The 14,754-nt window shown below is 40.8% G+C and carries 17 protein-coding genes and 1 rRNA gene; 17 read left to right on the top strand and 1 reads right to left on the bottom strand.

Annotation, left to right across the window (positions count from 1 at the left end):
* From rrf to rsmI, 14 genes are all read left to right on the top strand, one after another.
* A 5S ribosomal RNA gene (rrf, locus tag JMN17_RS21085) occupies window positions 1–109 on the top strand; the annotation flags it as partial.
* A gap of 179 nt (window positions 110–288) precedes the next feature.
* Complete coding sequence (gene csfB, locus JMN17_RS21080) at window positions 289–483, top strand: anti-sigma-G factor (protein ID WP_148964443.1); 195 nt, start codon at window positions 289–291, stop codon at window positions 481–483.
* Between the two features lie 133 nt (window positions 484–616).
* Window positions 617–1,231 (top strand): 5-bromo-4-chloroindolyl phosphate hydrolysis family protein, encoded by a 615-nt coding sequence (locus JMN17_RS21075; RefSeq protein WP_148964444.1) that lies wholly within the window; start codon window positions 617–619, stop codon window positions 1,229–1,231.
* Between the two features lie 19 nt (window positions 1,232–1,250).
* The gene (locus JMN17_RS21070; protein WP_202329174.1) at window positions 1,251–2,399 is read left to right on the top strand and encodes a toxic anion resistance protein; all 1,149 of its coding nucleotides are present in this window, start codon (window positions 1,251–1,253) and stop codon (window positions 2,397–2,399) included.
* Between the two features lie 82 nt (window positions 2,400–2,481).
* Window positions 2,482–3,921, top strand: a complete 1,440-nt coding sequence (locus JMN17_RS21065; protein WP_087993949.1) for an aminotransferase class I/II-fold pyridoxal phosphate-dependent enzyme — start codon at window positions 2,482–2,484, stop codon at window positions 3,919–3,921.
* Complete coding sequence (gene tmk / locus JMN17_RS21060) at window positions 3,918–4,556, top strand: dTMP kinase (RefSeq protein ID WP_087993950.1); 639 nt, start codon at window positions 3,918–3,920, stop codon at window positions 4,554–4,556. Before JMN17_RS21065 ends, tmk begins: the two co-directional genes overlap by 4 nt.
* Window positions 4,557–4,630: 74 nt before the next feature.
* Window positions 4,631–4,960 carry a cyclic di-AMP receptor DarA gene (gene darA / locus JMN17_RS21055; RefSeq protein WP_148964448.1) on the top strand — a complete coding sequence of 110 codons (330 nt, stop codon included), beginning with the start codon at window positions 4,631–4,633 and terminating at the stop codon, window positions 4,958–4,960.
* Window positions 4,961–4,972: 12 nt separating this feature from the next.
* Window positions 4,973–5,413 carry a YaaR family protein gene (locus JMN17_RS21050; protein ID WP_087993952.1) on the top strand — a complete coding sequence of 147 codons (441 nt, stop codon included), beginning with the start codon at window positions 4,973–4,975 and terminating at the stop codon, window positions 5,411–5,413.
* An 11-nt stretch (window positions 5,414–5,424) separates the two neighbouring features.
* Entirely contained in the window at window positions 5,425–6,414 is a 990-nt protein-coding gene (gene holB, locus JMN17_RS21045) for a DNA polymerase III subunit delta' (RefSeq protein WP_087993953.1), read from the top strand.
* A 2-nt stretch (window positions 6,415–6,416) separates the two neighbouring features.
* Window positions 6,417–7,244, top strand: coding sequence for a competence/sporulation regulator complex protein RicT (gene ricT, locus JMN17_RS21040; protein WP_060397760.1), 828 nt, complete (start codon window positions 6,417–6,419; stop codon window positions 7,242–7,244).
* A gap of 14 nt (window positions 7,245–7,258) precedes the next feature.
* A complete protein-coding gene (yabA, locus tag JMN17_RS21035; protein ID WP_087993954.1) occupies window positions 7,259–7,618 on the top strand; it encodes a replication initiation-control protein YabA in 360 nt (119 codons plus the stop codon).
* 58 nt (window positions 7,619–7,676) lie between these two features.
* A complete protein-coding gene (locus JMN17_RS21030; RefSeq protein ID WP_087993955.1) occupies window positions 7,677–8,420 on the top strand; it encodes a tRNA1(Val) (adenine(37)-N6)-methyltransferase in 744 nt (247 codons plus the stop codon).
* Window positions 8,407–8,706 carry a GIY-YIG nuclease family protein gene (locus JMN17_RS21025; protein ID WP_087993956.1) on the top strand — a complete coding sequence of 100 codons (300 nt, stop codon included), beginning with the start codon at window positions 8,407–8,409 and terminating at the stop codon, window positions 8,704–8,706. Before JMN17_RS21030 ends, JMN17_RS21025 begins: the two co-directional genes overlap by 14 nt.
* Window positions 8,681–9,559, top strand: coding sequence for a 16S rRNA (cytidine(1402)-2'-O)-methyltransferase (gene rsmI / locus JMN17_RS21020; protein ID WP_087993957.1), 879 nt, complete (start codon window positions 8,681–8,683; stop codon window positions 9,557–9,559). The genes JMN17_RS21025 and rsmI overlap by 26 nt, the downstream gene beginning before the upstream one ends.
* 46 nt (window positions 9,560–9,605) lie before the next feature.
* On the opposite strand, the gene abrB is transcribed toward rsmI, so the two are convergent.
* On the bottom strand, window positions 9,606–9,890 hold the full coding sequence (abrB, locus tag JMN17_RS21015; protein ID WP_087993958.1) for a transition state genes transcriptional regulator AbrB: 285 nt from the start codon (window positions 9,888–9,890) through the stop codon (window positions 9,606–9,608).
* Between the two features lie 500 nt (window positions 9,891–10,390).
* Between abrB and metG the strand changes: the two genes are divergently transcribed.
* The 3 genes from metG to JMN17_RS21000 all read left to right on the top strand — a co-directional run bounded on the left by metG (window position 10,391) and on the right by JMN17_RS21000 (window position 14,700).
* Entirely contained in the window at window positions 10,391–12,385 is a 1,995-nt protein-coding gene (metG, locus tag JMN17_RS21010; RefSeq protein WP_202329173.1) for a methionine--tRNA ligase, read from the top strand.
* A gap of 78 nt (window positions 12,386–12,463) precedes the next feature.
* Window positions 12,464–13,231 (top strand): TatD family hydrolase, encoded by a 768-nt coding sequence (locus tag JMN17_RS21005; protein ID WP_087991884.1) that lies wholly within the window; start codon window positions 12,464–12,466, stop codon window positions 13,229–13,231.
* Window positions 13,232–13,386: 155 nt separating this feature from the next.
* A complete protein-coding gene (locus tag JMN17_RS21000; protein ID WP_087991883.1) occupies window positions 13,387–14,700 on the top strand; it encodes a ubiquitin-like domain-containing protein in 1,314 nt (437 codons plus the stop codon).
* Window positions 14,701–14,754 lie beyond the last annotated feature (54 nt).

The raw sequence follows: 14,754 nt of genomic DNA, 5'->3' as shown, positions 1-14,754 counted from the left end.
GCGATAGCGAAGAGGTCACACCCGTTCCCATGCCGAACACGGAAGTTAAGCTCTTCAGCGCCGATGGTAGTCGGGGGTTTCCCCCTGTGAGAGTAGGACGCCGCCAAGCAAGGTAAAACCCAGCTCATTGAGCTGGGTTTTTTGTTTATTTAAGAGCGATAAAATCAAACAAATACAAACACCGACAGCTTATATAGCCCATATACTGATTTCAAGTTTCAAAAAGATCTAAATAGTGTATACAATATACGATTTAAGGGAAGGCTAATTGTACGGAGGTGGGAACGATTGGACGAAACACGTAAACCTAATCATACATGTGTGATTTGTGATCAAGAGAAGAATAGAGGCATTCATCTTTATACGAAATTCATATGCTTAGATTGTGAGAGAAAAGTAATTTCTACATCAACTTCCGATCCTGACTATGCCTTTTATGTAAAAAAATTAAAAAGCATTCATACACCGCCATTATATTCTTAAGACCTGAAAAGGTCTTTTTTTATACTCTTTCATAAAGATATTGGTAATAAAGAGAAGATGAAACTTGTTTAGGGATTGAACGTAGTAGATAATAATATTAAAACTGAGAATATACACAGGAGTCGATGATCTCATGCAGAGATTTTTTCACTTTTTAATATGGAGTTTAACGAGCAGTGCGACTTTTGTTTTCATAGGGATATTGAGCTTTTTCGGTTTAAATCAGCCGCTTTTTTTATCTTTTGTTTATGGGTTCGCTTCAGGAGCAGTCGTATATACAGCTGGCATTTGGAATTCGAGACGGTTATTTCTTAAAAAGCATGCGCTGACAGGAAGAGAATATGCCTATATTAAGAAAAACCTAGAGGAAGCAAGGCAGAAAATCATACGCCTTCGAAAAGCTTTATTTCAAGCAAAAAGCATTCAAATGTTTAAACAAAATGCAGAAATACTGAGGCTTGTCAGAAGGATTTATATCCTCACCAACAAAGAGCCGAAGCGGTTTTATCAGGCTGAGCGATTTTTTTACCAAACGCTCGATTCAGTTGTTGAACTGACGGAGAAGTATGCCTTTTTATCATCTCATCCGAAAAAAAGCAAAGAGCTGTCGATGTCACTGAGTGAGGCGCGTATCACACTTGCTGAATTGACAAAGCGTTTAGAGGAAGATTTAACTCAATTAATGGGTGATGATATTGACGAACTGCAATTTGAATTAGATGCGGCGAAACATTCATTAAAGAAATAATGGAAGGAGGGTAAGAGCGATGAACAGAGATCAGAGCGACCTTCATATCGATGAGTTGTTGGCGGACCCTTTTGGAGAAATAGAGGCGGAGGCTGTAAAAGCAGAGAAGCAGCAAGTACGCCTTGTTGATGTTCTTCCTGAGGAAAACAAGGAAAAAGCAATTCAGCTCGCTGAACAGATTGATCATAAAAATATGCAGAGCATTGTCTTATACGGTTCACAAGCTCAGTCGAAACTGCTGAATTTTTCTCACACTATGATTGATCATGTTCAAAAGAAGGATGTCGGGGAGATTGGCGAAATACTTGGAGAGCTGATGAAAAAGCTGGAGCAAGTAAATCCTGATGACCTTCAGTCTAGGAAAAAGGGTTTTTTGGCGCGTGTGTTTGGAAGAGTATCGAATTCTCTTCAGGAGGTGCTTTCTAAATATCAAAAGACCAGCGTACAGATAGACAGAATCAGTTTGAAGCTGGAACACTCTAAAAATGCTTTAATCAGTGACAATAAGCTGTTAGAGCAGCTATACGAAAAAAATAAAGAGTATTTCACCGCCCTGAATGTTTATATTGCTGCAGGGGAACTGAAGCTGGAGGAATTAAAAACAAAAACAATCCCTGAACTGAAGCAACAGGCTGAATCAGGCGAGCACAATCAAATGGCTGTTCAAGAAGTAAACGATTTGGTTCAATTTGCTGACCGTTTAGATAAAAGGATGCACGATTTGCTGCTGAGCAGGCAAATTACAATTCAAAGTGCTCCGCAAATCAGACTGATCCAGAATACAAACCAAGCGTTAGCTGAAAAAATCCAGTCATCCATTGTGACAGCAATCCCGCTTTGGAAAAACCAAGTTGCGATTGCGCTGACGCTTTTAAGGCAGCGCAATGCAGTGGATGCCCAACAGAAAGTAACTGATACAACCAACGAGCTTTTGCTGAAAAATGCGGAGCTTTTGAAGACCAATACAATTGAAACTGTGCGGGCGAATGAACGAGGCCTAGTTGATATCGATACTTTAAAAAAGGTGCAGGAAAGCTTAATCAGCACGCTTGAAGAAACGCTGACCATACAAGAAGAAGGACGAGTCAAACGCCGTCAGGCAGAAGAAGAACTCATGGTGATGGAAGACGATCTGAAGCACAAGCTGCTTACGATGAAGGAAAGGTAGTTACCAGTAAGTCTTATCTTTAAGTTCTGTCAGAGGAACGATATAATAAAGTGTAAGAAAACATATTCAAAGGATTGTTTTAATGAACACACCTTTATATACAGCATTGATTCAGCACGCGAGAAGAAATTCTCATTCATTTCATGTTCCGGGACATCACAATGGAGATGTCTTTTTTGATGACGCTAAGTCGATATTCAATCCGCTGCTCACTATTGATGTAACTGAACTGACAGGGCTGGATGACCTCCATCATCCTTCTGGGGTGATTAAGGAAGCACAAGAGCTTGTCAGTCAATTATATGGATCGGCGGAAAGTTTTTTCTTGGTGAATGGAACAACTGTCGGAAACTTAGCGATGATTTTATCTGTTTGTGAACCGGGTGATATAATTCTGATTCAAAGAAACTGCCATAAATCTGTCTTTCATGCTGTTGATATGGCTGGTGCTGAACCGGTTTATCTCGCACCTGACATTGATGCAGCAATGCATGTGCCTACGCATGTTCCGCTAAATACAATTCAAGAAGCCTTGGCAGCGTATCCAGATGCGAAAGGCTTGGTGCTGACCAATCCGACATATTACGGGCATAGTGCTGATTTGACCGAAGTCATTTCAGAAGCTCATCATTACGGGATTCCTGTTTTAGTGGATGAAGCGCATGGCGCACATTTTGTTTTAGGGGAGCCTTTTCCGCCCTCAGCTTTAAAAATGGGGGCAGATATCGTTGTTCAGTCCGCTCATAAAACGCTGCCTGCCATGACGATGGGTTCTTATTTGCACCTTAACAGCAGCAGAGTTGACAGGAATCGGGTGGCAGAGTTTTTAAACCGATTACAAAGCAGCAGTCCGTCTTATCCGATCATGGCTTCATTAGACATTGCACGCGCTTATGTACAGCGTATGATAGAAGAACATAAGCTTTCTGACATTCTGCAACGTATACAATCATTTAAACAAACGTTTGATTCACTTAGAAATGCAGAAGCAGTCAAACCGGCAGATCCACGTACGATAACGGATCCGCTGAAACTCACAATTCGATCAAAGCGGGGGCATTCTGGGTATACGCTGCAAAACATATTAGAGCGTGCTAACATATTCACTGAGCTTGCGGATGAAAATCAAGTCTTGTTCGTTCTTCCATTGGGAGGAAATCGCAGAATAAACGCTGAAATAATGAAAACCATTGATGCAGAGGTTGAAAACACGCCTCCAGATCAGAGGTTTGCCTCTGCAGAATGGGGCTTGCGGCCTGTTACTGTCTTGCCTTATCAAAAAAAGGTCTTACAAACGTTTAAGAAAGAATATGTGGACTTTAATGAAGCGGCAGGCCGGCTGAACGCGGAGGATATCATACCTTATCCTCCAGGTATACCGATGATCATGGCGGGAGAAAGAATAACGAAAGAAAGTGTGCAAAAGCTCAGCCGCTTGATCAGCATGAAAACGCATGTTCAAGGGAATACGAAAATCAAAGAGAAACAACTACTTGTTTATATAGAAGAGGAGAAATCATGAGCGGTTTATTTATTACATTCGAAGGTCCTGAAGGTGCGGGGAAAACGACTGTTCTGCAGGAAATCAAAAACATACTGACAGCAGAAGGCCTTCAAGTTACAGCAACTCGAGAGCCGGGCGGCATAGATATTGCAGAACAAATACGAGAGGTTATTCTGAATGAAAACAACACATTAATGGACCCAAAAACAGAAGCTCTCTTATATGCGGCTGCAAGACGCCAGCATTTAGTTGAAAAAGTAAAACCAGCATTAGAACAAGGGCAGGTTGTTCTTTGTGACAGATTCATAGACAGTTCGCTCGCGTACCAAGGATACGCAAGAGGGCTTGGGATTGATGAGGTTCTGTCGATTAATGAGTTTGCCATCGGCGATATGATGCCCCATGTAACGGTTTATTTTTCAATTGATCCGGAAGAAGGGCTGAAGCGAATTCATGCAAACGGCTTACGGGAGAAAAACAGGCTTGATTTAGAAAAATTAAGCTTCCATACAAAGGTACAGGAAGGTTATCAAGAGCTGATGAAGCGATTCTCAGAAAGATTTAACTCAGTTGATGCCAGCCAATCCAAAGATCTTGTTGTTCAGGACGTCATGAAGGTAATCAATGAAGCGTTGAAAAAAATTCAATTGTGACCTGTTTCCCGATAGTTGATATAATAATGTAAACGAGATCATTGTTGTTTCTAATCTAAAGGAGGCCTTCACAGATGAAATTGATAGTGGCAGTTGTACAAGATCAGGACAGCAACCGGCTTTTGAAAACCTTAACGGATCACAACTTTAGAGTTACAAAGCTTGCAACGACGGGAGGATTTCTTAAATCAGGCAATACAACGTTTATGATTGGTGTCGAGGATATACGCGTCGATAAAGCATTGAGTCTCATTAAGGAAAACGGACAGAAACGTGATCAGATGATTGCCCCTGTATCTCCGATGGGCGGGAATGCTGATTCATATGTCCCTTATCCAGTCGAAGTTGAAGTTGGCGGAGCGACAGTATTTGTCCTTCCAGTCGATGAATTTTATCAATTTTAAGGATTTGAAACTGTGAAAATTAATAAAGATATACGTACATTTATAGATAATAAGCAGCTTCCTTCTGTGAAAACATCTGAGATCACAGCGTCGTTTAAAACATCAATGGAAAATCAAAGCAGCAAATTGAAATTTGATCAGCTCACCAGGCTGTTATCGGATATAGAGGCGTTTGGAAAAAGGCTGACAAAATCCCGGAATTTTAAAGACTTAGCGAGATTCAAAGGACTTGTGAAACGTTTTGTCAAAGAAGCCGTAGACAGCGGCCTTTCACATGAAACGTCGCAAAGCTTTGACCTGTACGGAAACAGCAGAACGCTAGGACTTGTAAAAGAAATAGATGACAAATTGATACAGCTTACGGAAGAGATGATGGATCAGGAAAAACCGGCAATTGATTTGCTGGAGCGTATTGGCGAAATAAAAGGTTTATTAATTAACCTTTACACATAGAGAGTGATACAATGGCAATATCTTGGAACGAAATGAACGAGCTTCAGCCCAGAGTGATGAAGCTTTTATATAATAGTATTGAGAAGGACAGACTATCACACGCTTATTTGTTTGAGGGAAAAAAAGGAACAGGAAAGCTTGATGCCGCGCTGCTTCTTGCGAAAAGCTTTTTTTGCCTGGAGGACGGCGCGGAGCCTTGTGAGAGCTGCCGAAATTGTAAACGGATAGAGTCAGGGAACCACCCTGATCTCCATCTTGTTCAGCCTGATGGTTTATCGATCAAAAAGGCGCAAATTCAAGCGTTGCAAGAAGAGTTTTCGAAGACAGGGCTTGAATCGCATAAAAAGCTGTATATTATTTCGCACGCAGATCAAATGACAGCGAATGCGGCGAACAGTCTGCTGAAATTTTTAGAAGAACCGAATAAAGATACAATGGCCATCCTCATCACTGAGCAGCCCCAAAGGTTATTGGATACCATCATCTCAAGATGCCAAACCCTTCCTTTTCAGCCTTTGCAGCCCAAAGCAATTGAAGATAGACTAATCGAACAGGAAGTCTCGCCTCATATGGCAAGGCTTCTCGCCAACATGACCAACAATGTAGCAGAAGCAGTCGAATTAAGTCGAAATGATGAGTTTGCAGAGTCTAGAGCGAAAGTGATAAAATTGTATGAAGTCCTACACCAGCGGAAAGGACATGCTTTTTTCTTTATTCAAGATCAATGGATGCCCTTTTTCAAAGAAAAAACCCATCAAGAAATGGGTCTTGATATGCTCTTATTGATATATCGCGATGTGTTGTCCATCCAAATAGGAAATGAAGATAAATTGATTTATCAAGACTTATTCCAATCAATAAAACAGCATGCGCTACAATCAACACAACAAAGCGTTACGAATCAGATTCTTGCTGTTTTAGAAGCAAAGAAACGGCTTCATTCCAATGTGAATGTACAAGGATTAATGGAGCACTTGGTGTTAATGTTGCAGGAGGGATAAGCTTGTACAATGTAATTGGAGTCCGCTTTAAGAAAGCGGGTAAAATATATTATTTTGATCCGAATGGATTTCATATAGAACATGACAGTTGCGTAATTGTAGAAACTGTCAGAGGCGTTGAGTACGGTCAGGTCGTGATTGCAAATAAACAGGTGGATGAGCATGATGTCGTGCTGCCCCTTCGAAAAGTGATACGTGTGGCTGACGAGCGTGACCTTCTCATCGTAGAAGAAAATAAACAGGAAGCTTTATCAGCATTTGACATCTGCCAAAAGAAAGTGGTTGAACATGGCTTGGATATGAAGCTGGTCGATGTTGAATTCACGTTTGACCGCAATAAAGTCATTTTTTACTTCACTGCTGACGGCCGAGTAGATTTTAGAGAGCTTGTAAAAGATTTGGCTTCTATCTTTAAAACAAGAATTGAGCTGCGCCAAATCGGAGTAAGGGATGAGGCGAAAATGCTTGGAGGAATCGGTCCTTGCGGAAGAATGCTTTGCTGTTCAACGTTCCTTGGAGATTTTGAACCTGTTTCCATTAAAATGGCCAAGGATCAGAACTTATCTTTAAATCCTACGAAGATTTCAGGTCTTTGCGGACGCTTGATGTGCTGTCTAAAATACGAGAATGATGAATATGAGACGGCAAAAGAGCAGCTTCCTGATATAGGAGAAATGATTACGACAGCAAACGGCCCTGCGAAGGTCGTCGGACTTAATATTCTGGAACGGGTGCTTCAGGTGGAACTGATAAACCGTGAAAAAGTGATAGAATATACTTGGGAAGAGCTCTTGGAAGAGGGCGTCGTATCCGCACAAACCACAGATTAACGAGGTGTGGAACCTTGGATAAAAAAGAGTTATTTGATACCGTCATTAACTTAGAAGAACAAATTGGCTCACTGTACCGACAGCTGGGGGATTTAAAGCAGCATATTGGTGAGATGATAGAAGAGAATCATCATTTGCAGCTTGAAAATAAGCATTTGCGCAAACGGCTGGACGATACGACGCAGCAGATTGAAAAGTTCAAAGCTGATAAAAAAGAATCAAAAACACAGAAGACAGAGCAATCTGATATAGGCGAAGGGTATGATAATCTGGCACGTCTGTATCAAGAAGGGTTTCATATCTGCAATGTCCACTATGGAAGTGTTCGAAAAGAAGATTGTCTGTTCTGTTTGTCATTCTTAAATAAAAAATAAGGAAAAGGCTTCCGCATAAGACGGGAGCCTTTTTCAAAGGTACTGAAAGGATAAGAAGATGGTTTCATTACGTGATGATGAAAGATTAGATTATTTGCTGGCAGAGGACATGAAAATCATACAAAGTCCAACAGTTTTTGCCTTTTCATTGGACGCTGTGCTTCTCTCCAAATTCGCATACGTTCCGATTCAAAAAGGAAAAATCGTTGATTTATGCACGGGGAATGGCATTGTGCCACTTCTGCTCAGCACAAGATCAAAAGCAGACATTATTGGAGTTGAAATTCAAGAAAGGCTTCATGATATGGCTGTTCGCAGTGTGGAATACAATAAGCTTCAGGAACAAATTCAGATGATACATGATGATCTGAAAAACATGCCGGAGAAGCTGGGACATAATCGATATGATGTTGTCACCTGCAATCCGCCATATTTTAAAACACCGAAACAAACTGAACAAAACATGAATGAGCATCTCCGGATCGCAAGACATGAAATCCACTGCACACTGGAGGATGTCATTTCAGTCAGCAGCAAGTTGCTTAAGCAAGGAGGAAAGGCAGCCCTTGTTCATCGGCCGGGCAGGCTTTTAGAGATTTTTGAGTTGATGAAGGCTTACCAAATCGAGCCGAAGCGTGTGCAATTTGTCTACCCGAAACAAGGGAAAGAAGCAAATACCATTTTGGTTGAAGGAACCAAAGGCGGACGTCCGGATTTAAAAATTCTTCCCCCTTTGTTCGTTTATGACGAGCAAAATGAATATACAAAAGAAATCAGGACCATTTTATATGGAGACAAATAACCATTTTTTCTACGTCGTGAAATGTAGAGACAATAGCTGGTATGCCGGGTACACCAACAATCTGCAGAAACGGGTAAACACACATAATGATGGAAAGGGCGCAAAGTATACAAAAGTAAGACGTCCGGTTGAATTGATTTTTGCCGAAGCTTTCACAACGAAGCGGGAAGCCATGCAGGCGGAATATTATTTCAAAAAACTGACTCGAAAGAAAAAAAAGCTTTATATAGAAGAAAAGCGGAACAGCAAGGAGGCTGTATATGTTAAGGCGCCAAATGAGCTTTAATGGAAAGTCAGACATGGGAATTCTTTATTTGGTCCCAACACCAATCGGAAATTTAGAGGATATGACATTCCGGGCGATCGACACGCTAAAATCAGTGGATGCGATTGCTGCGGAAGATACGAGACAAACGAAAAAGCTTTGTCATGTATACGAAATTGAAACACAGCTTGTCAGTTATCATGAACATAATAAAGAAAGCAGCGGCCACAAAATCATTGAATGGCTGAAATCCGGAAAAAACATTGCCCTTGTCAGTGACGCTGGGCTGCCGACGATTTCTGATCCGGGAGCGGAAATCGTGAAGGATTTTAGCGAGATAGGCGGTTATGTTGTTCCGCTGCCGGGAGCGAATGCTGCATTAACGGCTCTAATCGCTTCAGGTATTGTACCGCAGCCTTTCTTCTTTTACGGTTTTCTGAACAGGCAGAAAAAAGAAAAGAAGAAGGAGCTTGAAAGTCTTAAAAAACGGCAGGAAACGATTATCTTCTATGAAGCGCCCCACAGACTTAAGGAAACCTTGTCGGCGATGGCCGAGATTTTGGGAGATCGGGAAATTGCTGTAACGCGCGAGCTTACTAAGAAATATGAAGAGTTTATCAGAGGCACGATATCTGAGGTCATCGAATGGGCAAACGAGGATCAGATACGCGGTGAGTTTTGTCTTGTAGTAGAAGGCAATAAAAATGAAGAATCAGATGAGGAAGCACAATGGTGGGAAACCCTCACGCCTAAAGAACATGTCGAGCATTACATTGCGAAAGGTGCTACTTCTAAAGAAGCCATTAAAAAAGCTGCAGTCGATCGCAATATTCCAAAGCGTGAAGTGTACGATGCTTACCATATTCAGCAATAAAAAAAACGTTCTTGTGTCGTAACAAGAACGTTTTTTGTAAAAAGTATTATTTTTGGTTTTGAAGCTGCTTTTGGATTTCGCTGATGATTTGCTCAGCGCCTTCTTGGCTAAGAACCAATTTACCGCCAGCAAGTTTAAGGTTATCATCAGAAACTTCACCAGTTACTTGGCAAGTCATGTTTGGTTTATATTTTTTAAGGATGATTTTTTCATCATCAACATAAATTTCAAGAGCATCTTTTTCTGCGATTCCAAGAGTACGACGCAATTCGATAGGAATAACTACACGTCCTAATTCATCAACTTTACGCACAATACCAGTAGATTTCATAAACTTTCTCCTCCCAAGAGATGATTATTTGTTTAAATTATATTTTTCTTCGTCATTATTCGACAAAATACTTACCTTCATAGCATAACAAGGTTTCCAATAATCGTCAATCATTTTGTTTACTATTGATTGTAAGAATTAGTTCTTATAGTCAGTAATGTAACAGAAACTACTGAAATAACAGCTTTTTATAAATTTATAATAAAGCTATTATCCTACTAAAAATCCTTTTAAATCAAGACTTTTGAACCAAGGTTTTTTGTTTCATTTGATTATATACGACAAAATTCGACATGAACAGACTTTTTTTATTTTCATTAAAGATTTTTAATTTTAATTATTCTTTTTCAAGGCATACGTATATATTCTTGATCTTAAAGGCTAAGATGGTATCATAGATAAAGGATAAATATAAATAATAATCATTTTTGATTTGCACTTATCGCCGCTCTCGTCCTTTGGGCGGGAGCTTTTTGACATTCTGATTGGGAGGTTTCAAGATGCCGCAAGAAAACAATACATTTTATATTACAACACCGATTTATTATCCGAGCGGAAAATTACATATCGGCCATGCATATACGACAGTCGCAGGAGATGCAATGGCACGTTACAAAAGATTAAAAGGGTTCGATGTTCGCTATTTAACGGGAACGGACGAGCATGGACAAAAGATCCAGCAAAAAGCTGAGCAGGAAAACATTACACCTCAGGAGTATGTGGATCGCGCAGCGGCAGATATTCAGAAACTATGGAAACAGCTTGAAATCTCAAACGACGACTTTATCCGTACAACAGAAAAACGGCATAAAGTTGTGATTGAAAAGGTATTTCAAAAGCTTCTTGATAACGGGGACATCTATCTTGATGAATATGAAGGCTGGTATAGTATCCCTGATGAAACATTCTACACGGAAACTCAGCTGGATGATATCGAGCGGAATGAAAAGGGAGAGGTCATCGGCGGAAAAAGTCCTGACAGCGGACACCCAGTTGAATTAATCAAAGAGGAATCTTATTTCTTCCGTATGGGAAAATATGCGGATCGTCTTCTGAAATATTATGAAGAAAACCCGACATTCATCCAGCCGGAATCACGCAAAAACGAAATGATTAACAACTTTATCAAGCCTGGACTTGAGGATTTAGCTGTATCACGTACCACTTTTGATTGGGGCGTGAAGGTGCCGGAAAATCCAAAACACGTAGTATATGTTTGGATCGACGCGCTATTTAACTATTTAACAGCACTCGGCTATGATACAGAAAATGATGAGCTTTATCAAAAATATTGGCCTGCCGATGTTCATTTAGTCGGTAAAGAGATTGTGCGATTCCATACCATTTATTGGCCAATTATGCTGATGGCACTCGATCTGCCGCTGCCGAAGCAAGTATTTGCGCATGGCTGGCTTTTGATGAAAGATGGAAAAATGTCGAAATCAAAAGGGAACGTTGTAGATCCGGTTACATTAATTGAACGCTATGGTTTAGATGAGCTTCGTTATTACCTGCTTCGCGAAGTACCGTTCGGGTCTGACGGTGTCTTTACACCGGAAGGCTTTGTTGAGCGGATTAACTATGATTTGGCGAATGATTTAGGCAATCTATTGAATCGTACTGTTGCGATGATCAATAAGTATTTCGACGGACAAATCGGTTCTTACAAAGGTGATGTAACGGAATTTGACAAAACGCTTGCTTCAGTCGCTAATGAAACAGTGAAGTCTTACGAGAAAGCAATGGAAAACATGGAGTTCTCAGTAGCTCTTTCAACATTATGGCAGCTAATCAGCCGTACTAACAAATATATTGATGAGACAGCTCCATGGGTGCTTGCGAAGGATCCAGAAAAAGAAGAAGAACTGAAGTCGGTCATGTACCATCTGGCTGAGTCATTGCGTATTTCAGCAGTACTGCTTCAGCCGTTCCTAACAAAAACACCGGAAAAAATGTTTGAGCAGCTGGGCATTACTGATAAAACTTTGAAATCTTGGGATAGCATTACAGCTTTCGGCCAACAGCAGGATGCAAAAGTACAAAAAGGTGAGCCGTTGTTCCCTCGTTTAGAGGCAGAAGAAGAAATTGCTTACATCAAAGGCAAGATGCAGGGCTCAGTGCCAGCTAAAGAAGAGACAAAAGAAGAGGAGCCGCAAGAGGTTGATCGCTTACCCGAAATTACGATTGATCAATTCATGGATGTAGAACTTCGTGTGGCAGAGGTCATTAAGGCTGAGCCGGTAAAAAAAGCAGACCGTTTATTGAAGCTGCAGCTGGATCTTGGTTTTGAAAAACGCCAAGTTGTATCCGGTATTGCGAAGCATTATACGCCTGAAGAGCTTGTTGGGAAAAAACTCGTATGTGTAACAAATCTAAAGCCGGTTAAGCTGAGAGGAGAGCTTTCTCAAGGTATGATCCTTGCGGGGGAAGCTGACGGCGTATTAAAAGCCGTATCTATCGATCAGTCGTTACCGAAAGGCACAAGAATTAAATAATGACAAACAAAAGGTGTTTCACGTGTAACAATTCGTCGAACACCTTTTGTGTTTCGACAAGAAAGGAGTTTTTTACTTATGTTATTTGACACACACGCGCATTTAAATGCAGAACAATATGATACTGATCTAGAAGAAGTTATTGAACGGGCAAAAGCTGAACAAGTGAATCGAATTGTCGTAGTGGGTTTTGACCGTCCGACCATCACACGTGCGATGGAAATGATTGAGGAATATGATTTTATTTATGCAGCCATCGGCTGGCACCCTGTTGATGCAATCGACATGACTGAGGAAGATTTAGCGTGGATAAAAGAGCTTTCTGTTCATGAAAAAGTGGTGGCGATAGGTGAAATGGGGTTGGATTATCATTGGGACAAATCTCCTAAAGAGATCCAAAAAGAGGTATTCAGAAAACAAATCGCCTTAGCGAAAGAGGTCAATCTGCCTATTATCATTCATAACCGTGATGCAACGGAGGATGTCGTGACCATTTTGAAGGAGGAAGGCGCAGAAGCTGTGGGCGGAATCATGCACTGCTTTACAGGAAGTGCGGAAGTGGCGAGAGAGTGCATGAAAATGAATTTTTATTTATCATTTGGGGGACCGGTGACTTTCAAAAATGCGAAGAAGCCTAAGGAAGTCGTGAAGGAAATTCCGAATGACCGTTTGCTGATTGAAACGGATTGCCCGTTTCTCACACCTCATCCTTTTCGCGGAAAAAGAAATGAGCCGAGCTATGTAAAATATGTGGCTGAGCAAATTGCTGAATTAAAAGGAATGACTCTCGAAGAGGTTGCTTCAATTACGACTGAAAATGCAAAAAGACTTTTCCGTATAAACTGACAAAAAACGCTAGCGGGTTTTGTAAGAGCTTGTCCTTTTCAGCGCTTATTCATAAAAGTTCTACATGCTTTCTTCTCCTCATAGGATAGGGTTGTCGACAAGTCTTTCTTCCGTTTCTCAGTGTATTTCAGGATAATGAAGAAGACACTAGGCTTTTGGGAGAAAGAGAGAGGAGGGTTGACAGCCTTTTAGATACTCTATATAATCTCTCCGAGGAGAAGGAGGCGTTTTTCATCACACAAAAAATGAAAAAGCTGTTTTCCGTAAAGCTTAGCAAAAGCAAAGTCATTCTGGTTGCTGCTTGTTTGCTTTTGGCGGGAAGCGGGACTGCGTACGCGGCTCATGAGCTGACGAAACAATCAGTCTCAGTTTCTATCAATGGCAAAAAGAAACATATACGCACACACGCAAAAACGGTCGGTGATCTTTTAGATACGCTTGATATAAAGACAAGAGACGAAGACAAGATCACACCTGCTAAACAGACAAAGATAACAGCAGATATGGCCGTTGTGTATGAGGCTGCAAAACCTGTCAAGCTTACAATAAACGGGGAAGAAAAGACATTATGGTCAACAGCAAAAACGGTCGGTGCATTACTGGACGAACAAGATGTTGATGTGAAAAAACACGATCAAATTGATCCCGCAATAGATACAGATATTTCGAAAGACATGAAGATTAACATAGAACCCGCATTCCAGGTTACTGTAAATGATGCAGGAAAACAAAAGAAGATCTGGACGACTTCGACTACCGTCGCTGACTTTTTAAAACAGCAAAAGATGAACATAAAAGACGAAGATAAAATCAAGCCTGCGTTAGATGCAAAGCTGACGAAAGCAAAGGCTGATATTACAATTACTCGTATCGAAAAGGTCACCGATGTAGTTGAAGAGAAAATCGCGTTTGATGTGAAAAAACAAGAAGACGCTTCTCTTGACAAAGGGAAAGAAAAGGTCGTCCAAAAAGGAAAAGAAGGCAAGCTTAAAAAACACTTCGAAGTCGTTAAAGAAAACGGCAAAGAAGTCTCCAGAGAGCTTGTGAAAGAAGAAACAGCTGAACAAAGCAAAGATAAAGTGATTGCTGTCGGCACAAAGCAAAGCAGTCCAAAGGTTGAAAAGGTCAATGCTTCCGGCGATTCAAAAACGGTTGTTTCCCGTAGCGATGAGTCAACAGGCAAAGTGATGACTGTATCATCTACGGCTTATACGGCAAGTTGCAGCGGTTGTTCAGGACATACAGCTACAGGCGTTAACTTAAAAAATAATCCGAATGCGAAAGTCATCGCTGTAGATCCAAATGTCATTCCGCTAGGCTCCAAAGTTCACGTTGAAGGCTATGGATATGCCATTGCTGCAGATACTGGTTCAGCGATTAAAGGGAGCAAAATAGACGTCTTTTTCCCGGAGAAATCATCGGCGTACCGATGGGGAAATAAAACAGTCAAAATTAAAATCTTAAATTAATATATACTTATGTATTCAGAGGGTTTTGCGCCCTCTGTTTTTTTCGTTATAATA

It is taken from the genome of Bacillus sp. RHFS10 (genome assembly GCF_016757475.1).
Taxonomy (GTDB): domain Bacteria; phylum Bacillota; class Bacilli; order Bacillales; family Bacillaceae; genus Bacillus; species Bacillus subtilis_G.
The sequence above is the reverse complement of the archived record's forward strand: the minus strand, read 5'-3'. Positions and strand labels throughout refer to the sequence as shown.